Source organism: Aureimonas sp. AU4, assembly GCF_001463765.1.
Taxonomy (GTDB): domain Bacteria; phylum Pseudomonadota; class Alphaproteobacteria; order Rhizobiales; family Rhizobiaceae; genus Aureimonas.
Genome location: NZ_BBWK01000017.1, coordinates 100,051 through 118,581, shown reverse-complemented (window position 1 = coordinate 118,581; position 18,531 = coordinate 100,051). Strand labels below are relative to the sequence as shown.

At 71.9% G+C, this 18,531-nt stretch carries 15 protein-coding genes; 11 read left to right on the top strand and 4 right to left on the bottom strand.

Going from position 1 to position 18,531, the window contains the following annotated elements:
• Nucleotides 1-162 precede the first annotated feature (162 nt).
• Together AUL35_RS06715 and AUL35_RS06710 are read left to right on the top strand one after the other, a co-directional pair.
• On the top strand, nt 163-1,011 hold the full coding sequence (locus AUL35_RS06715; protein WP_062013293.1) for a TIGR01459 family HAD-type hydrolase: 849 nt from the start codon (nt 163-165) through the stop codon (nt 1,009-1,011).
• Nucleotides 1,008-1,982, top strand: a complete 975-nt coding sequence (locus tag AUL35_RS06710) for a bifunctional riboflavin kinase/FAD synthetase (protein WP_082666161.1) — start codon at nt 1,008-1,010, stop codon at nt 1,980-1,982. The genes AUL35_RS06715 and AUL35_RS06710 overlap by 4 nt, the downstream gene beginning before the upstream one ends.
• Here the strand turns inward: AUL35_RS06710 and AUL35_RS06705 are convergent.
• Nucleotides 1,979-2,443 carry a GNAT family N-acetyltransferase gene (locus AUL35_RS06705; protein ID WP_062013291.1) on the bottom strand — a complete coding sequence of 155 codons (465 nt, stop codon included), beginning with the start codon at nt 2,441-2,443 and terminating at the stop codon, nt 1,979-1,981. The genes AUL35_RS06710 and AUL35_RS06705 overlap by 4 nt on opposite strands.
• Nucleotides 2,444-2,727: 284 nt before the next feature.
• On the opposite strand from AUL35_RS06705, the gene ileS reads away from it, so the two are divergent.
• Nucleotides 2,728-5,769, top strand: a complete 3,042-nt coding sequence (gene ileS, locus AUL35_RS06700) for an isoleucine--tRNA ligase (RefSeq protein ID WP_062013289.1) — start codon at nt 2,728-2,730, stop codon at nt 5,767-5,769.
• Between the two features lie 148 nt (nt 5,770-5,917).
• A complete protein-coding gene (locus AUL35_RS06695) occupies nt 5,918-6,586 on the top strand; it encodes a hypothetical protein (protein WP_062013287.1) in 669 nt (222 codons plus the stop codon).
• Between the two features lie 10 nt (nt 6,587-6,596).
• Here AUL35_RS06695 and AUL35_RS06690 read toward each other — a convergent pair whose 3' ends face one another.
• Nucleotides 6,597-7,025 carry a nucleoside deaminase gene (locus AUL35_RS06690; protein ID WP_062013285.1) on the bottom strand — a complete coding sequence of 143 codons (429 nt, stop codon included), beginning with the start codon at nt 7,023-7,025 and terminating at the stop codon, nt 6,597-6,599.
• A gap of 782 nt (nt 7,026-7,807) precedes the next feature.
• Between AUL35_RS06690 and AUL35_RS06685 the strand changes: the two genes are divergently transcribed.
• From AUL35_RS06685 to AUL35_RS06665, 5 genes are all read left to right on the top strand, one after another.
• Entirely contained in the window at nt 7,808-9,352 is a 1,545-nt protein-coding gene (locus tag AUL35_RS06685) for a pseudouridine synthase (protein WP_156417876.1), read from the top strand.
• Between the two features lie 6 nt (nt 9,353-9,358).
• On the top strand, nt 9,359-9,919 hold the full coding sequence (rsmD, locus tag AUL35_RS06680; RefSeq protein ID WP_062013281.1) for a 16S rRNA (guanine(966)-N(2))-methyltransferase RsmD: 561 nt from the start codon (nt 9,359-9,361) through the stop codon (nt 9,917-9,919).
• A gap of 108 nt (nt 9,920-10,027) precedes the next feature.
• A complete protein-coding gene (locus AUL35_RS06675) occupies nt 10,028-11,536 on the top strand; it encodes a pitrilysin family protein (RefSeq protein WP_082666160.1) in 1,509 nt (502 codons plus the stop codon).
• A complete protein-coding gene (locus AUL35_RS06670; protein WP_244493684.1) occupies nt 11,533-12,876 on the top strand; it encodes a pitrilysin family protein in 1,344 nt (447 codons plus the stop codon). The genes AUL35_RS06675 and AUL35_RS06670 overlap by 4 nt, the downstream gene beginning before the upstream one ends.
• An 18-nt stretch (nt 12,877-12,894) precedes the next feature.
• Nucleotides 12,895-13,800: a patatin-like phospholipase family protein gene (locus AUL35_RS06665; RefSeq protein ID WP_082666159.1), complete on the top strand. Its 906-nt coding sequence runs from the start codon at nt 12,895-12,897 to the stop codon at nt 13,798-13,800.
• Nucleotides 13,801-13,803: 3 nt separating this feature from the next.
• Here the strand turns inward: AUL35_RS06665 and AUL35_RS06660 are convergent, their stop codons facing one another.
• Nucleotides 13,804-14,841 carry a DNA topoisomerase IB gene (locus AUL35_RS06660; protein WP_062013278.1) on the bottom strand — a complete coding sequence of 346 codons (1,038 nt, stop codon included), beginning with the start codon at nt 14,839-14,841 and terminating at the stop codon, nt 13,804-13,806.
• A gap of 176 nt (nt 14,842-15,017) precedes the next feature.
• Here AUL35_RS06660 and AUL35_RS06655 point away from each other — a divergent pair, with 176 nt between their 5' ends.
• Nucleotides 15,018-15,233 carry a DUF2945 domain-containing protein gene (locus tag AUL35_RS06655; RefSeq protein WP_062013276.1) on the top strand — a complete coding sequence of 72 codons (216 nt, stop codon included), beginning with the start codon at nt 15,018-15,020 and terminating at the stop codon, nt 15,231-15,233.
• Nucleotides 15,234-15,255: 22 nt separating this feature from the next.
• Here AUL35_RS06655 and AUL35_RS06650 read toward each other — a convergent pair whose 3' ends face one another.
• Nucleotides 15,256-17,085 carry a monovalent cation:proton antiporter-2 (CPA2) family protein gene (locus tag AUL35_RS06650; RefSeq protein WP_062013274.1) on the bottom strand — a complete coding sequence of 610 codons (1,830 nt, stop codon included), beginning with the start codon at nt 17,083-17,085 and terminating at the stop codon, nt 15,256-15,258.
• 103 nt (nt 17,086-17,188) lie between these two features.
• Between AUL35_RS06650 and AUL35_RS06645 the strand changes: the two genes are divergently transcribed.
• Nucleotides 17,189-18,529, top strand: a complete 1,341-nt coding sequence (locus AUL35_RS06645; RefSeq protein WP_062013272.1) for a TldD/PmbA family protein — start codon at nt 17,189-17,191, stop codon at nt 18,527-18,529.
• Nucleotides 18,530-18,531 lie beyond the last annotated feature (2 nt).

The following is an 18,531-nucleotide window of genomic DNA, read 5'->3' as shown; positions in this document are numbered from 1 at the left end:
TCCAAGGGTCGATCTCGCAGGCCGGCGCGACGATTGCGTGACGCCCGCCTCGCTTCGTTCCGGCGCCCTTGCGTCACCGCGCTCGCTTGACCCTTCGCCCGGAGCTCCGCTATCGCCACCCCACCGGGCGGGGAGCCGCCCCGGCGAAGGAGTGGATCGGGCATGAGCGACGACGGCGCCCCCTTGCGCGGCATCGAGAGCCTGCGCGAGGTTTCGGGCGACTACGACACCCTGTTCTGCGACGTCTGGGGCGTCGTGCACGACGGCGTGCGGCAGAATCCGGAAGCCGTCGCGGCCCTGCGCCGCGCGCGCGAGGACGGGGCGCGGGTCGTGCTCCTCACCAACTCGCCGCGTCCCTCGGCCGGCGTCGTGGCGCAGCTCGGCGCCCTCGGCGTCGACCCGGAGGGCTACGACCGCGTGGTCACCTCGGGCGACGCCACGCGCGCCATGATCGAGGCGGGCCCGCGCCGCTTCCTTCATATCGGGGCCGTGCGCGACCGCGATCTCTTCGACGGGCTGGATGCGCGTCCCGTCGCCGAGGACGAGGCGGAAGGGATCGTCGTGACGGGCCTTCGCGACGACGAGCGCGAAACGCCGGAAGACTACCGCGCGCTTCTCGGGCGTCTGGCCGAACGCCGGCTGCCGCTCGTCTGCGCCAATCCCGACATCGTGGTCCACCGGGGCGAGCGCCTGATCTTCTGCGCCGGCGCGCTGGGCGCGCTTTATGCCGAGCTCGGCGGCGAGGTGCATCTGGCTGGCAAGCCGCACCGTCCGATCTACGAGGTGGCGAGCGCGTCGCTGCCCACCCCGCCGCGCCGCACCTTGTGCATCGGCGACGGGCTCTTCACCGACGTGCGGGGCGCGGCGAACTTCGGGGCCGACTGCCTCTTCGTCACCCACGGCATCCACCGCGACGAGCTCGCCGACGTGCTCGGCCATCCCGGGCATCTGGCCGCCGCGATGCGCGAGCGCGGCGTCAGCGCGCGCTACATGATGGCGTCGCTGCGTTGACCTGCCGACGCGTCGTCGCGGCAGCCGCGCTGCCCGCCGAGCTGCGGGGCGGCGTGGTCGCGATCGGCAACTTCGACGGCGTCCATCGCGGCCACCAGGCCGTTCTCGGCGCGGCGCACGAGATCGCCGAGCGCGAGGGGCGCCCGCTCGTGTGCCTCACCTTCGAGCCCCATCCGCGCACGGTGTTCCGCCCGGCCCATCCCGTGCCGCGCCTGACGCCGCCCGCCGTGAAGGCGCGTCTGCTCGGCCTTCTCGGCTTCCAGGCCGTGGTGGAGCAGCCCTTCGACCTCGAGTTCGCGGGGCACTCGCCCGAGGACTTCGTGGACCGCACGATCCTCGCCGAGCTCGGCGCCGCCCATGTCGTGGCGGGCTACGACTTCCGCTTCGGCGCCCGGCGCGGGGGCGACGCACGCTTTCTCGCCGAGCGCGGCGCCTCGGCGGGCCTTTCCGTCACCACGGTTCCCGCGTTCACGGAGGAGGGGGGGCTCGTCGTCTCCTCGTCGCGCATTCGCGAGGACCTGATGAACGGCGACGCGGCGGCGGCGGCCGCCCTGCTCGGCTATCGCTGGACGTTCCGGGGCGAGATCGTCCACGGCGCCAAGCTCGGCCGCACGCTCGGCTACCCCACGGCCAACATGGCGCTGGCCGAGGACGGGCTGCTCGCCCACGGCATCTACGCCGTGCGCCTTCGCCGGGCCGACGGCGCGCTCCACGACGGCGTGGCGAGCTTCGGCCGCCGCCCGACCTTCGACAACGGCCACGCGCTGTTCGAGACCTTCCTGTTCGATTTTTCGGGCGATCTCTACGGCGAGACGGCTGACATCTCGCTCTTCGGCTTCATCCGGGGCGAGGAGCGCTTCGAGTCGGTCGAGGCGCTGGTGGAGCGCATGAACGTCGACACGGCGGAGGCGAGGGCGCTGCTCGCCGGCGCGCAGCCGCTTTCGCCGCTCGACCGTGCCGTGGCGTTCTAGCGCCGGTTGAGCGCCAGGACATCGAGGCCGTTCACGTTCGCTTCCACCGTCCGCCAACCCATCCGGGCGTAGAACGGTGCGTTGCGCGGCTCGGCGCACAGAAAAAGCCGCGTCCGGCCTTGCCCGAAGGCGCGCCCCGCGACGGCTTTCACCAGCATTCCGCCGAGGCCTTTGCCTCTTTCGGCCGGCTCCACGAAGACTGCCGCGACCCAAGGGGTCAGATCGGGCCGCGCTTCCATGTCGCTTCGGATCAGGGAGGCCATGCCGACGAAGGCGCCGCCGCGATGGGCTACCAGCGTGAACGGAAAGTCTCCGGCCGAGAGGCTGTCCTCGACGCGCGCCCGGTAGGTTGCCAGAGGGGTGCCACTCGCCCTCCACCATTCCCGCCAGCCGCGGTCGGCCACCGTATCGGCGTGAGCGGGGAGGGCGCGCAGATCATGGATCTGGACGGGATCTGTCATGGGCGGCCTTCGCGGCGGTTTCGGCGGGCCAGATGGATCCGGCGGCGGAGCCCCGTCAACGGCATGTCTCGCGCGCCTTTTCCTGCGCGCCCGAACTTGCTACATGCCGCGCCATGCCGGACGCGCCCGCCCATCGCCCTTCGCGAATTCCCAGCCCGGCCCTCTGATCGGCCGAAAGGCCTGCGAGGGTCCGGGATTGCCTTGCCGCCGCCGACCCCGACGATTTTTCCGCGCCGCCGCCGGGCCTTGACGCCCCGCCGCGCCGCGAGACGGACGATGATCTCATGAGCGAGACGACCGCCGAGACACCCGCGCTCGACTATTCCAAGACGCTGTTCCTGCCCGAAACGGCCTTTCCCATGCGCGCGGGCCTGCCCGAGGCCGAGCCGCGCTGGCTGGCCCAGTGGGACGCGATGGATCTCTACGGCACGCTGCGCGCCGAGTCGGCGGGTCGCCCCAAATACGTCCTCCACGACGGCCCGCCCTACGCCAACGGCCACCTCCATATCGGTCACGCGCTGAACAAGGTGCTGAAGGACGCGATCACGCGCTCCTTCCAGATGCGCGGCTTCGACGCGAACTACGTGCCGGGCTGGGACTGCCACGGCCTGCCGATCGAGTGGAAGATCGAGGAGGAGAACTACCGCTCCAAGGGCAAGCAGAAGCCCGATCTGCGCGACTCCTCGGCCATGATCGCCTTCCGCCGCGAGTGCCGGGCGTATGCGCAGGAGTGGGTCGGCATCCAGTCGGAGGAGTTCCGGCGTCTCGGCGTCGAGGGCGACTTCCAGAACCCCTATCTCACGATGAACTACGGCGCCGAGAGCGTGATCGCGGGCGAGCTGTTGAAGTTCGCCATGAGCGGTCAGCTCTACCGCGGCTCCAAGCCGATCATGTGGTCGGTGGTCGAGAAGACCGCGCTCGCCGAGGCCGAGGTCGAGTACCAGGACTACGAGTCCGACACGATCTGGGTGAAATTCCCGGTTCGGTCGGCTGCCGGGACAGTAGGCGAGGGGGGCGACAACCCCGACGATCTACAACGCGCGTCCATTGTCATCTGGACGACCACACCTTGGACAATTCCTGGCAACCGAGCGATCAGCTATTCCGATCGCGTCACCTACGGCCTCTACGAGGTGACGGCACCCGACGACGCTGAGAATCCGCGTTGGGCCGCTCAAGGCGAGCACTTGATCTTAGCGGACAAGTTGGCAGCAGATGCGTTTGCCAAGGCCCGCGTACCCGACGGAGGCTGGCGGCGGCTACGCGACGTTCAGCCGCCTGTTCTGAGTGGCATGACGTGTTTCCATCCGCTCTATGATGCGTCCGGTCCTAACGCGCTGTCTGGCCCCTACAGTTTCGAGGTGCCCCTCCTTGCCGGCGAGCACGTCACCGACGATGCGGGCACGGGCTTCGTCCACACCGCGCCCTCCCACGGCCGTGAGGACTTCGACGTCTGGACCGCCAGCCGCCGCGAGCTCGCCGCGCGCGGCATCGATCCCGCCATCCCCTTCCCGGTGGACGACGACGGCTTCTACACCAAGGACGCGCCGGGCTTCGGGCCGGACGCCGAGGGCGGGCCTGCGCGCGTCCTCGACGACAAGGGCAAGAAGGGCGATGCCAACGCGCGCGTGATCGAGGCGCTGAAGGCTGCGGGCAACCTCCTTGCGCGCGGTCGCCTCAAGCACCAGTACCCCCATTCCTGGCGCTCCAAGAAGCCGGTGATCTACCGCAACACGCCGCAGTGGTTCGTCCACATGGACAAGGACCTCGCCGGCTACGGCCTCGGCGAGGGCGTAGCCGCCCCGGCGGGCGAGGACACGCTGCGCAACCGCGCCCTCAAGGCCATCGGCGACACGCGCTTCGTGCCCCAGAGCGGCCAGAACCGCATCGGCGCGATGATCGAGGACCGGCCCGACTGGGTCCTGTCGCGCCAGCGCGCCTGGGGCGTGCCGATCTGCGTCTTCGCCGACGAGAACGGCGAGATCCTCAAGGACGAGGCGGTGAACGCGCGCATCCTCGAGGCCTTCGAGCGGGAAGGGGCGGATGCCTGGTTCGCGGAGGGCGCCAAGGAGCGCTTCCTCGGCAACGAGCACGATGCGACCCGCTGGACCATGGTGCGCGACATCCTCGACGTGTGGTTCGATTCGGGCTCCACCCACGCCTTCTGCCTGGAAAAGCGTCCCGACCTGAAGTGGCCGGCGGACCTCTATCTCGAGGGCTCCGACCAGCATCGCGGCTGGTTCCACTCCTCGCTCCTGGAATCGTGCGGCACGCGCGGACGCGCGCCCTACGACGCCGTCCTCACCCATGGCTTCGTCATGGACGAGGAGGGGCGCAAGATGTCGAAGTCGCTCGGCAACGTCGTGACGCCGCAGGAGGTCATCCGGCAGTCGGGCGCCGACATCCTGCGCCTCTGGGTGGTCTCCTCCGATTATTCCGAGGACCTGCGCCTCGGAAAAACGATCCTCCAGACCAACGTCGACTCCTATCGCAAGCTGCGCAACACGATCCGCTGGATGCTCGGCACCCTGCACCACGACCGGGGCGACGAGCTGCCGCTCGATCAGATGCCGGAACTGGAGCGCCTCATGCTCCATCGCCTTGCCGAGATCGAGACGGTGGTGCTGCGCGCCTACGACGCCTTCGACTTCAAGCGCATCGCGAGGACGCTGCTCGACTTCGCGGTGGTGGAGCTTTCGGCCTTCTACTTCGACATCCGCAAGGACGCGCTCTACTGCGACGCGCCGTCCTCGCCGCGCCGCCGCGCGAGCCTTCAGGTCGTGCGCGCGATCTTCGACCGGCTCGTCCTGTGGCTCGCCCCGCTTCTGCCCTTCACGGCCGAGGAAGCCTGGCTCTCCCGCCATCCGGACCGCCGCTCGGTGCATCTGGAGCAGTTCGCCGCGTGCGACCCGGCCTGGGCCGACGCCGCGCTCGCCGAGAAGTGGGCGCGCATCCGCCGCGTGCGGCGCGTGGTGACAGGCGCCCTGGAGGAGGAGCGGCGCGCCAAGCGCATCGGCTCCTCGCTGGAGGCGGCGCCCGTGATCCATGTCGAGGACGGCGAGCTGCGCGCGCTTCTCCAAAGCGTCGACTGGGCCGAGGTCGCGATCACGAGCGCGGCCCGCCTGTCGGGCGACGCGGCGCCCGAGGGCGCGTTCCGCCTTGCCGACACGCCCGGCATCGCGGTGGTGCCGGGGCGGGCCGAGGGCGCCAAGTGCGCGCGCTCCTGGATCGTCTCGCCGCTGGTGGGCTCGGACCCGGACTTCCCGGACGTGACCCCGCGCGACGCCGCCGCCTTGCGCGAGCTGGGCTTTCGCCCCGCCGCCTGAGCCCAGCTCCGGCGCCCGGTGGACAGCCGGGCGCCGGACGCGATAGGACTCGCCCGCAAAATCGCCGGATTGTCATGGAACGGCGGCCATATAGAGATTCGGCGCACCTGTTCCAGGGGGAAGGGTGCCGCTCGTGAGGGGAAGCCGCATGACCTCGAACGCCATCCGCGCCGCGCTGGCCTGCGCCTCGGTCCTGACGCTCGCCGGCTGCATGGGGCCGACCTACGGCACGGGCGTCAGCCAGGGGCAGCAGCTCTTCAACGACCTCGACAACGTCGTCGCGCTCGGCTCCACCAACGCGCCGCGCATCGACTACACGCCGCGCGCCGAGCTGGTGAAGCCGAAGACCGTCGGCACCCTGCCGCCGCCGCGCGAGCCGGCCTCGAGCGATCCGAGCCTGCCGGAATCGCCCGAGGCACGGCGCGGCCGGCTCTTCGCCGCCGCCCCGGACACGAGCGAGCAGCCGCTGCCGGTCGCCTTCGCGACCTCGCAGAAGGAGGGCGTCGATCCCGCCGACCTGCGCCGCCGCTCGGCCGCCGCCCGCTCCGACGTCGGGCGTCGCACGGAGGTCGAGAACAACTGGGTGGACCCGCGCACCATGGCGGGGCAGCGTCTGGCCGTCGCCGAGCGCGCCTCGGTCGGCAAGCAGGGCTCGCCCGAGGTGCGCCGCTACCTGTCCGAGCCGCCGCTCGCCTACCGCGCGCCCGCCGCCACAGCTCCGGTCGGCGAACAGGGCACCGACGAGGAGGTCAAGGAGCGTCGCGCCAAGGGCACGGGCACGATCGCCTCGAAGCTCGGCAAGCTCTGGCCGTTCTGATGTCCGCCCGCTAGCGCCGCTCGGCGAAGAAGCGGCGCAGCATCCGGGCGCTCTCGCTCTCGCCGATCCCGCCGTAGACCTCCGGGGCATGGTGGCAGGTGGCTTGAGCGAAGAAGCGCGGGCCCCAGTCCACGGCGCCGCCCTTGGGATCGTCCGCCCCGAAGTAGAGGCGCCGGATCCGGGCGAACGAGATGGCGCCCGCGCACATGGCGCAGGGCTCCAGCGTCACGTAGAGATCGAGGCCCGGCAGGCGCTCCGATCCGACCGCGCGGCAGGCGCGTCGGATCGCCAGGATTTCCGCGTGGGCGGTCGGGTCGAGCCGCGCGCGTGTCTCGTTGCCGGCCCGCGCCACGATGCGCGTTCCCTCCGCCACCACGGCGCCCACCGGCGTCTCGCCCCGCTCGGCGGCGCGTCGCGCCTCCTCCAGGGCCTCGTCCATCAGGGAACCGGCGGCGTGCAATCCATTTTCCTTCACAAGCGGCGACGCGAGTTTGCTATGCGTCGCCCAAACGGTTTCCAAGAGCAAAAGCGATCATGAGCGACGAGAACGGGGGCGCGGGCCGCTCCGGCAACGGCAGGGGCAAGGGTCCGCGCGGCGGCAGCGGCGGCAGCGGCGGTGGACGGCCGACGGGCGGCGGTGGCGGCGGCCGGGGACCCGGCGGTCCGAAGCGCTTCGGCGGCGCCAAGGGCGGCGACGGAGCCAAGCGCTTCGAGGGAGGCAAGCGCTTCGGCGGCGGCAAGCCCGGCGGCAGCCGGGACGGGGGCGGCAGCCGCGAGGGTGGCGCCAAGCCGTTCCGCGCCCGCCCGGCGCAGGCCGAGGGCGCCGAGCGCTCCGAGCGTCCGTTCCGCAAGCCGCGCACCGAGGGCGCGCGCGCGGAGGGCGGCGAGCGCGCGTTCAAGCCCCGCTCCTTCAAGCCGCGCTCCGAAGCGGGCGGGTCGGCGGAGGCCCCACGCCGCGAGCGCACGGAACGTACCGAGCGCAGCGGCGGCGGCGACCGGCCGTTCCGCGAGCGGGCGCCCCGGCAGGAGGGCGACGCGCCGCGCCCCTATCGCAACCGTTCCGACGACGGCGGCGAGCGTCCCGCGCGCAGCCAGGGCGATCGCCCGTTCCGTCCTCGCCGCGAGGACGGGGAGGGCGGCGAGCGCCGCGCGTCCCGTGCGCGCGAGGCGCGCGAGAGGGATGGCGGCGAGCGCAAGTCCTTCGTGCCGCGCTCGCGCGGCATGTTCGGCTCGCCCGACGGCTCGGCGCCCAAGCGCTCCGGCGATGAGCCGCGCCGCGACCGCTCGCGCGGTCAGCGCTCGCACGAGGAGGGCGGCAGCCAGGGCCGCGCCAGCGCGCTGGAGGGCGGATCGGAGCGCCGCCCGCGCACGGAGCGCCGCACGGCGGCGCCCGCCGCCACGGCGGAGGCCACGGCCGACGGCTCGATGCGCATCGCCAAGCGCCTGGCGCGCGCCGGCATCTCGTCGCGCCGCGACGCCGAAGGCATGATCGCCGACGGGCGCGTGTCGGTGAACGGGCGCAAGCTCGATTCCCCCGCGCTCGACGTCACGATGAGCGACCGCATCGAGATCGACGGCAAGCCGCTGCCCGCGATCGAGCGCACGCGCCTCTGGATGTTCCACAAGCCCGCCGGCACCGTCACCACCAACCACGACCCGGAAGGGCGCGCGACCGTCTTCGATCGCCTGCCGGCCGAGATGCCGCGCGTCCTCACCGTCGGGCGGCTCGACATCAACACGGAAGGCCTGCTCCTTCTCACCAACGATGGCGGGCTCGCCCGCGTCCTGGAGCTGCCGTCCACCGGCTGGCTGCGGCGCTACCGCGTGCGCGCCTACGGCGAGATCACGCAGGAGCGGCTCGACGAGCTGCGTCAGGGCATCGCGGTGGAGGGCGTCTTCTACGGCGCGATCGAGGCGAGCCTCGACCGCACGCAGGGGCACAACGTCTGGCTGACGCTCGGCCTTCGCGAGGGCAAGAACCGCGAGGTCAAGCGCGTCCTCCAGCATCTCGGCCTCGAGGTGAACCGGCTGATCCGTTTGAGCTTCGGGCCCTTCCAGCTCGGCGAGCTGGAGGAGGGCGCGGTGCAGGAGATCAACGGGCGCACGCTCCGCGACCAGCTCGGGCCCACCCTGATCGAGGAGTCGGGCGCCGACTTCGACGCGCCGATCCTCAACCCCTTCTCGAACAAGCCCGTCGCCGCCGCGCGACCGGGCCGCGAGGAGGCGGTCGAGAGCGAGGAGAAGACCGAGCGCGCGAGCAAGCCCGAGCGCTCGGAATGGATGAGCTTCGGCGGCGAGCGGCCCAACCGCAAGCGCTTCGGCGAGGCCAAGCGCGCCGACGCGCTGGGTCGCCTCGACACGCGTCCGCGCGAGGGCGGGCGCGGCGAGGGCCGCAAGTTCGGCGACAAGCCGCGCTTCGGGGCGGGCCGCGACGAGGGCGACCGCCCGCCGCGCGACCGGGCCGAGGGCGGCGATCGCCCGCGCCGCTTCGAGAGCCGCGACGGCGGACAAGGCGGCGAGGAGAAGCGCTCGAGCCGGCCCAAGGACGCGCCGCGCCGTTCCGCCAACGTGTGGATGGCGCCCGGCGCCCGCGCCACGGGCGAGAAGAAGAAGCAGGAGCGCGCCGACCGCCAGCGCGAGCGCGACGAGCGGGCCTCCCGTCCGCCGCGCTCGGGACCCTCGCGTTCGGGCGGCGGGGGCGATCGTCCCCGCTCCGGACCCGGGCGGCCCCGCCCGAGCGGCGGCGGACGCTCCGACCGGAGCTGACGGCCCGTGACGCTTCGCATCGTGGCGGGCGCCCTCAAGGGGCGCCCGTTGGTCTCGCCCTCGGGCGCGTCCATCCGTCCGACCTCGGAGCGTCATCGCGGCGCCCTGTTCGACATCCTCGTCCACGGCATGGGCGTCCGGTTCGAGGGCGCGCGCGTCCTCGATCTCTTCGCGGGCACCGGGGCGCTCGGCATCGAGGCGATCTCGCGCGGCGGCCGCTTCGCGGTCTTCGTCGAGGAGAGCGCGGAAGGGCGCGGCCTGATCCGCGCCAACTGCGAGGCGCTCGGCCTCAACGGCTGCACCAAGATCCTGCGGCGCGACGCCACGCGCCTCGGGGCGGCCGGCACGATCGAGGCCTTCGACCTCGTTCTTCTCGACCCGCCCTACGGCCGGCGGCTCGGCGAGGGGGCGCTCGCCGCGCTCGTCTCGGGCGGATGGCTGGGCCCCGAGGCCGTTCTCGTCCTCGAGGAAGGGCTGGACGCGCCCTTCACGCCGGTCGAGGGACTGAAGCTTCTCGACGAGCGCGCGATGGGCGAAACGTGCCTGCGCTTCCTTGCCCCCGCGTGACGCGCGGCCCGAGCCCTTACAAAAACGTAATTGGTGCCTTTCTGGGCGGCGCACGATATCGGCCCTGAACCCATTGTCTTCGGCTGCCCGCGAGGAAGATCCCGCTTGATGACCGTTTCCGCCCGGCGCTCCGGCGTCTGCCTCCTGGCGCTTCTCGCCGTCCTGTCCCTGTCACCGGCCCGCGCGCAGGAGGCACCGACCCCGCCGGGCGCGGCGCCCGCCGTCGAGCGCGCGCAGGCCGAGGCCAAGCGCCCCGCGATCACCTCCTTCACGCTGGAGAACGGGCTCCAGGTCGTGGTTCTGCCCGACCGGCGCGCGCCGGTGGTCACGCAGATGATCTGGTACAAGGTCGGCTCGGCCGACGAGGAGCGCGGCCAGTCCGGCATCGCCCACTTCCTCGAGCACCTGATGTTCAAGGGCACGCGCAACCACCCGGCGGGCGAGTTCTCGGGCGCGGTGGCCGCGATCGGCGGCGAGGAGAACGCCTTCACCTCCTACGACTACACCGCCTACTACCAGCAGGTGCCGGTCGAGGCGCTGGAGCGCATGATGGGCTTCGAGGCGGACCGGATGGAGAATCTCGTCCTCACCGACGAGGTCGTGCTGCCCGAGCGCAACGTCATTCTGGAGGAGCGCGGCATGCGCGTCGACAACCAGCCGGGCGCCCAGCTCGGCGAGGCGGTCGACGCCGCGCTGTTCCAGAACTCGCCCTACGGCACGCCCGTGATCGGCTGGCGCCAGGAGATGGAGACGCTGTCGCGCGACCAGGCGATCCGCTTCTACGACAAGTACTACACGCCCAACAACGCGACGCTCCTGATCGCGGGCGACGTCGACGCCGAGGCGGTGCGCGGCATGGCCGAGCGCACCTTCGGCCAGGTCAAGCGCCGCGCCGAGCCGGGCCCCCGCATCCGCCCGCAGGAGCCCGTGCCGCTCGCCGCGCGCGAGGTGTCCCTGAGCGATCCGCGCGTCACCCAGCCGAGCGTCCAGACCGTCTACCTCGCCCCGTCCGAGATGAACGGCAAGCCGGGCGAGGCCGAGGCGCTGGATCTTCTGGCCGACATCTTAGGCGGTGGCTCGACGAGCCGTCTCTATCGCGCGCTGGTGGTCGAGAAGGGTCTCGCCGCCGGAACCGGCGCCTCCTATCAGGGCACGGCGATCGACGACGGCCAGTTCGTCACCTACGCCACGCCGCGCGGCGAGGCGACGCTGGCCGACGTCGAGAAGGCCACCGACGAAGAGGTCGCGCGCCTCCTCAAGGACGGCGTGACGGCGGATGAGCTGGAGGCGGCCAAGAACCGCGTGCGAAAGGGTCTGATCTATCTCGCCGACAGCCAGACCGCGATGGCGCGCCGCTACGGCGCGGCGATCTCGATCGGCCAGACCATCGAACAGGTGGACGGCTGGCCCCAGCGCATCGAGGCCGTCACCGTCGACGAGGTGAACGCGGCGGCGCGCAAGGTGCTTCAGGCGAAGCGCTCGGTGACGGGCCGCCTCCTGCCCGGCGGCGCGACCGACGAGGCCGACGCCAAGGCACAAGAGGGCTCGCCGGCCGCCGCCGGCGTCCCGGCCCCGGCCAACACCCCGCCCGCGCCGGTCGGCGATACCCGCTCGTGACCCTGAGATCCTCGATGAACCCGATCCTTCGACCCGTCGCCCTCTTCTCCGGCATCGTGGCCTTCGCGGGCGGCCTGCTCGCGGCCCCGGTCGCCGAGGCCGTCACGATCCAGGAGGTGACGAGCCCCGGCGGCATCCACGCGCTTCTCGTGGAGGACTACACCAACCCGCTGATCGCCATGCGCTTCGCCTTCAAGGGCGCGGGCTCGACCGGCGACGACCCGGACCGCGAGGGCACGGCCAACCTCCTGTCGGGACTGCTCGACGAGGGCGCGGGCGACATCCGCAGCCAGGACTTCCAGCGCAAGCTCGACGAGCTCGGCGTCAGCCTCTCCTTCGACGCCGGGCTCGACAACTTCTCGGGCAACTTCCGCACCATCGTCGACACGCAGGACGAGGCCTTCGACCTCCTGCGCCTGTCGCTCAACGAGCCGCGCTTCGACGAGGAGCCGGTGGAGCGCATCCGCGGCCAGATCCTGGCCGGCATCCGGGGCGACGAGAACGATCCCGGCACGCTGGCGGGCCGCGCCTTCCGCACCGCCGTCTTCCCGAACCATCCCTATTCGCGCCCCGTCGAGGGAACGCTCCAGTCCGTGCCGACCATCACGGTGGCCGATCTCGACCGCTTTCGCCGCACCTCCTTCTCGCGCGGCAACCTCGTGGTGGGCGTGGTGGGCGCGATCAGCGCGCAGGCACTCGCCGCCCGGCTCGACGAGGTCTTCGGCCCGCTCGCCGCGACCCCGAAGCTGCGCCCCGTGCCCGAGATCGCCCCGGCGACCGGCCAGGTCGTGGCCGTTCCGCTCGATCTGCCCCAGACCCGCATCCAGTTCGTTCTGCCCGGCGTGAAGCGCGACGACCCCGACTTCTTCGCCGCCTATCTCATGAACCACGTGCTGGGCGGGGGCACCTTCACCTCGCGCCTCTACCAGGAGATCCGCGAGAAGCGGGGCCTCGCCTACGGGGCGAACTCCTCGCTCGCCAACTACGAGCACGCCGCGCTGCTCACGGGCTCCACGGCGACCCGCTCCGACAAGGCGAGCGAGAGCGTCGCCCTGGTCCGGCAGGAACTGAAGCGCATGGCCGAAGAGGGGCCGACCGAGGAGGAGCTGAACAGCGCCAAGGCCTTCGTGAAGGGCTCCTACGCCGTGCAGAACCTGTCCTCCTCGCTCGCCATCGCCTCGACGCTGGTCGGGATCCAGCTCGACAACCTCGGCACCGACTACATCGACCGGCGCCAGGCGCTGATCGACGCCGTGACGATCGACGACGCGCGCCGCATCGCGCGCAAGCTCCTGTCGGTGGACCCGACCGTCATCACGGTCGGCCCCGAAGGGGCCTGAGCCAGGGACCCCGGAGCCATGGGTGAGGGCGGCGCCACCCCGCCGCCGCCCCGCATCGGCCTCGCGCTCGGCGGCGGGGGCGCGCGGGGCATCGCCCATCTCCACGTCCTCCAAGCGCTTGACGACCTCGGCCTCCGGCCCGCGCACGTCGCCGGCTCCTCGATCGGCGCGCTGATCGGGGCGGGCTACGCCTCGGGCCTCAGCGCCCGCGAGATCACCGCCCATGTCCTGGAAGCGCTGGCGACGCCCCGGATCGCGGCGGGCCGCCTGTGGCACTCGCGCCCCGCCTCGCTCGCCGAGTTCCTGGCCGACGGCGGCTTCCGGATCGGCCAGCTCAACGCCGAGAGGCTCGTCGCCGCCTTCCTGCCCGCGCGCGTGCCGGCCCGGATCGAGCATATGCCGATCCGCCTCAGCGTCCTGGCCACGAGCTTCTATGAGGGCGAGGAACTGAGCATCGAGACGGGCGACACGGCCTCGGCGGTGGGCGCGTCGATCGCGTTGCCGAGCCTCTTTCGTCCGGTGCGCCGGGGCGGGCGGGTGCTGGTGGACGGCGGGATCGCGAACCCGTTGCCCTTCGACGTCGTGGCGCGGACCTGCGACTTCGTCGTCGCCTGCGACGTGACCGGCGGACCCGAGGCCGGCACCTCGCTCCTGCCCACCCCCCTGGAGGCCATGATCGGCGCCTCGCAGATCATGATGTCGGCGGTGATCCGGGCCAAGCTCGTGGCCGGCCCGCCCGAGGTCTTCCTTCAGCCGCCGGTCTCGCGCTACCGCGTCCTCGACTTCCTGCGCGCCCGCACGATCCTCGCCGAGACCGAGCCTTTGCGCGACCAGGCGCGCGACCTCATCGCGGCCGGTTTCGCGGAGCGCGGCTGGCCGCTCGGCCGCCCCTCGCCGGAAGAGGTCGCCCGCTTCGTGGTCTGAGGCTCAGGCCTGCGCGGTCTCTTCCAGGAAGCGCATCAAGGCGGTCTCGACGCTGGTCAGCCCCTCGCGCGAGCGCCCGCGCAGGAGGTCGGGCGAGAGGCGCTCCTCCTCGAAGGCGACGACGATCTCGGGATGGACGTAGGACGCGCGCGCGACGGTCGGCGTGTTGCGCAGGACCGTCGAGACCGAGCGCATGGCTTTCGCGACCGCGCGGCGACGCTTGGGCAGGGTGTCGCGCTCGGCGGGCTCCACGTCCTCGAGAAGGAAGCGCAGCGCCTCGGCCGAGCCGTGGAAGGTGCGGAAGTCCTTGGCCGAGATGCGCTTGCCCGACGCCGAGCGCAGGTAGCGGTTGAGAAGGTTGGCGGTCAGGTCGTGGCGCTTGAGGTCGGCGCCCGTGAAGCGGAAGAGTCGCTTCGAGCGGCCCGCCTTCATGCGCTCCAGCGAGCGCACGAGCTGCCGGTCCTCGATCTCCACGACGTTGGTCTGGTGCGACTTGCCGATGAACTTCAGGACGGCGCGCTTCTCGCCGAGCTTGAGGTTCTCGCGCCGGAGCGAAGCGACGCCGCGCCCGCCGTCCTCAGCGTATTTCTCGTGGCCGGGCCGCATGGCCGAGAGGTCGATCAGGCGCGCCGCCACGGCCGCCGTCGCGCGCTCGTCGTCGGCGTTTCGCTTCATGTCGGCCTCGAGCTTGCGGCGGAGCGTGGGAAGCGCCCGGCCGAAGCGCAGAAGGCGCTCGGTCTTCACCGCGTTGCGCACGTTCACCCAGGCGTCGTGGTAGCGGTACTGGATGCGGCCCTTCTCGTCGCGGCCCGTCGCCTGGATGTGGCCGTTCTCGTCGACGCAGATCTTCACGTCGCGCCAGGCCGGCGGCAGCACGAGCGCCTTGATGCGCGCCTTCAGCGGGCGGTCGGTGATGGCCTCGCCGCCCGAGAAGCAGATGCGGTGCCCGCGCCCGTGGCGGCGGCGCTCGACGGTGAAGAGGGTCGGGTCCACCATGACGAGGCCGAAGCGCTCGGCATGGAACAGAAGGCGGTCGTGCATGACGACGAAGCTTTCGGAAAGGTCAGGTCGCCATCCCAACGAGGGCCGGGGCCTCGGCGTTCCGGGCGGGAAGGCGCGCCGCATCGCCGCGCTGTGGACAAGCGAGCGAGGGGCGGAACCCGGGGTCGCGCCGCCACATTGGCCTTCCCGACATCAGCCAACAGGAGTTCGCCGACATGACCGATATCCGCAAGGGCACCGAGGTCGAATGGAAGTACGGCTCGTCCAAGGCCCAGGGCAAGGTCGAGCAGACGTTCACCAAGGAGGTGACGCGCAAGATCAAGGGGAAGGAGGTCACCCGCAAGGCGACCAACGACAACCCCGCCTATCTCCTGAAGCAGGAGGACGGCACGAAGGTGCTCAAGAGCGACAGCGAGGTCCACAAGGCCTGAACGCCCGCAGATCCTGGGCCCGTTAGCGTACGGGCTCGGGACTGGGCGCGGCGGGAGCGGCGTCCTGCGTGCGGGCCGTGCGCGTCCTGGAGCCGGGCGGGCGCGGCTCGGGCAGGGGCTCGGGCGTGACGCGCGTCGGCGCCAGGACGCTCGAGCCGGTGCCGGCGGTGCGGGCCTGCTGCAGGAGGATGCGCTCGGCGTCGCGCGTGCGCACGTCGCCCACCACGGCCTCTGCCTGTTTGTGGTCGAAGCCCAGCGCCTCCAGAGTCGCGCCGCCGAAGCTCAGGGCCGATTCCAGCGTCTCGCGGATCTCGAAGGCGACGCCCCGCTCGCGCAGAGCCAGCGTGTGGTTGCGGTCGTAGGAGCGCACGAAGAGGCGCACGTCCGGAAACTCGGCGCGGATGAGGTCGACGATGCGCGTCGTGGTCTCGGGCGTGTTGGTGCAGACCGCCACGATCTTGGCGCGGCGGATGCCGGCCGCCTCCAGGACCTCGAGGCGCAGCCCCGACCCGTAGTAGATGCGGAAGCCGAAGCGCGCCGCGTTGCGGATGCGCTCGGGCGAGGAGTCGAGGATGGTGAGGCCAAGGCCGCTCGACAGGAGCACCTGCGCCGCGATCTGCCCGAAGCGCGAGAAGCCGATCATCAGGATGTCGGAGCCGGCGCCCGCGAAATCCTCCTCGGGCGCCTCCAGCCCCTCGTCCTCCACCGAGAAGCTGCGGCCGAGATAGTCGGTGAGCGGCGTCAGCGCCATGGAAAGCGTCACGACGGCGACGAGCAGCGAGCCGAGCTCGGCGGGCAGGATCGCGGCCCCGCTCGCCGCCGAGAACAGGACGAAGGCGAACTCGCCGCCCTGCGGCAGCACGAGCGCGACGCGCAGCGCCGCGGTGTGGCTCTCGCCGAAAAGCCGGCAGAGCGGGTAGAGCACGGCCGCCTTCACCAGCATCAGGGCGGGCGTGCCCAGAAGCACGATCCACCAGTTGGCCGCGATCACCGAAAGGTCGAGCGACAGGCCGACCGCGATGAAGAAGAGGCCGAGGAGAAGGCCGCGGAACGGGTCGATATTGGCTTCCAGCTCGTGGCGGTAGGAGCTTTCGGCCAGCAGCACGCCCGCGATGAAGGCGCCCATCGCCATGGAGAAGCCGGCCAGCCCCATCAGGAGCGCCGAGGCCAGCACCACGAAGAGCGCCGCCCCGATCATCACCTCGCGCGCGCCGGCCTGGGCGAGGATGCGGAACAGCGGATTGAGGACGTAGCGCCCCACGACGACGAGCGCGACCAGCGCCCCCACCGACCAGAGAGGCGAGACCGGCGCGTGCACCGCCGCCGAGGCCTCGCCCGCCGGGGCGAGCAGCGGCAGGACGGCGAGCAGCGGGACGATCGCGAGATCCTGGAACAGGAGCACGGCGAACGCGCTCTGGCCGAAGCGCGTGGCGAGCTCGCCGCGCTCCTCCAGGATCTGCAGCGCGAAGGCGGTGGAGGAAAGGGCAAGGCCGAAGCCGATCACCGTCGCCGCCTGCCAGTTCGTCGCGAGCGTCATGACCCCCGTCAGCACCGCGCCCGTCACCACGACCTGCGCGAGGCCGAGCCCGAAGATCTGGCGGCGCAGCGCCCAGAGACGCGAGAGCTTCAGCTCCAGGCCGATGATGAAGAGGAGGAACACGACGCCGAGCTCGCCGAGATGGAGGATCTCCTCCTGCCCGTTCTCGATCAGCTGCAGCACGGGTCCGATCAGGATGCCGGCGAAGAGATAGCCCAGCACCGTGCCGAGGCCGATCCGCTTGAACAGCGTGCCCGCGACGATGCCGCCGCCCAGGATCAGGAGGATTTCCGCGAAGAGTGGTGCCGCCTCCATGGCGCGGGTCTCCCCATCGTCGGCGCGCCGGACCGTCGGCGTGCTTGAAGCCCGGCCATCGCATAATAGATGGGGCGAGTGCAAAAGCTTTGGCGGTTTCCCCATGAGTGACGACCTGTCCCCCCTCGCCGATCTCGGGGAGCGGCTGATCTCGGCCGCGCGGCGCCACGGGGCCGACGCCTCGGACGCGGCGGTGGTGCGCTCGCGCTCGCGCTCGGTCGAGGTGCGCCTCGGCCGGGTCGAGGAAACCGAATCATCGGAAAGCGACGACCTGTCGCTGCGCGTCTTCGTGGGCAAGCGCTCGGCCACGGTCTCGGCCGACATCCGCGCCGACCCCGACCGCCTCGCCGAGCGCGCCGTGGCCATGGCGCGAGTCTCGCCCGAGAACCCCCATGCAGGCCTGGCCGAGCCCGAGCTGCTCGCGCGCGAGATCGCCGATCTCGACCTCTTCGACCCGAGCGAGATGGGCGGCGAGGCGATGGTCGCGAGCGCCCTAGAAACGGAGGAAGCCGCACGCGCCGTGCCGGGCGTCACCAATTCCGGCGGCGCCTCGGCGGGCATGGGCGCGACGGGCCTCGTTCTCGTCACCTCCACCGGCTTTCGCGGCTTCCGCCAGCGCTCCGGCTTCTCGCGGCAGGTGAGCGTGCTCGCGGGCGAAGGAACGCGCATGGAGCGCGACTACGACTTCGACAGCCGCATCCACCTCGCCGACCTCGAGGACGCGGCCTCGATCGGCCGGCGGGCCGGCGAGCGCGCCGTCGCCCGCGTCAACCCCGACAAGGTCGCGACCGGGCGCTATGCGATCGTCCTCGACCCGCGCGTGTCGCGCGGCCTCATTGGCAGCCTGGTCGGCGCGATCAACGGCGCGGGCATCGCGCGCGGCACGAGCTTCCTGAAGAACCGCATGGGCGAGGCCGTCCTGCCGGAGGCGCTGTCGCTGGTCGACGAGCCGCTTCTGCGCCGGCGCGCCGGCTCGCGCCCCTTCGACGGCGAGGGCGTGCGCGGCGAGCGTCTCGCGCTCGTCGAGAACGGCACCCTGCGCTCGTGGATCCTCGACAGCGCGGCGGCGCGCGAGCTGGGCCTGCGCACCAACGGGCGCGCCTTGCGCTCCTCGTCGGGCGTCTCGCCCTCGTCCACCAACGTCACGCTCACCGGCGGCGCGCGGCGCCCGGTGGAGGACCTCCTGCGCGACACGTGGTCGGGCCTCTACGTCACCGAGACCATCGGCCACGGCGCCAACCTCGTGACCGGCGACTATTCCACCGGCGCCTCGGGCTTCCTGATCGAGGAGGGCCGCCTCGGCCGCCCCGTCTCGGAGTTCACGATCGCTGGGAACTTGGCCGACATGTATCGCGCGATCGAGACCGCCGACGACGCCGACACGCGCTTCTCGCTCGTGGTGCCGACCTTGCGGATCGGCGAGATGACCGTGGCGGGTCGTTGAGC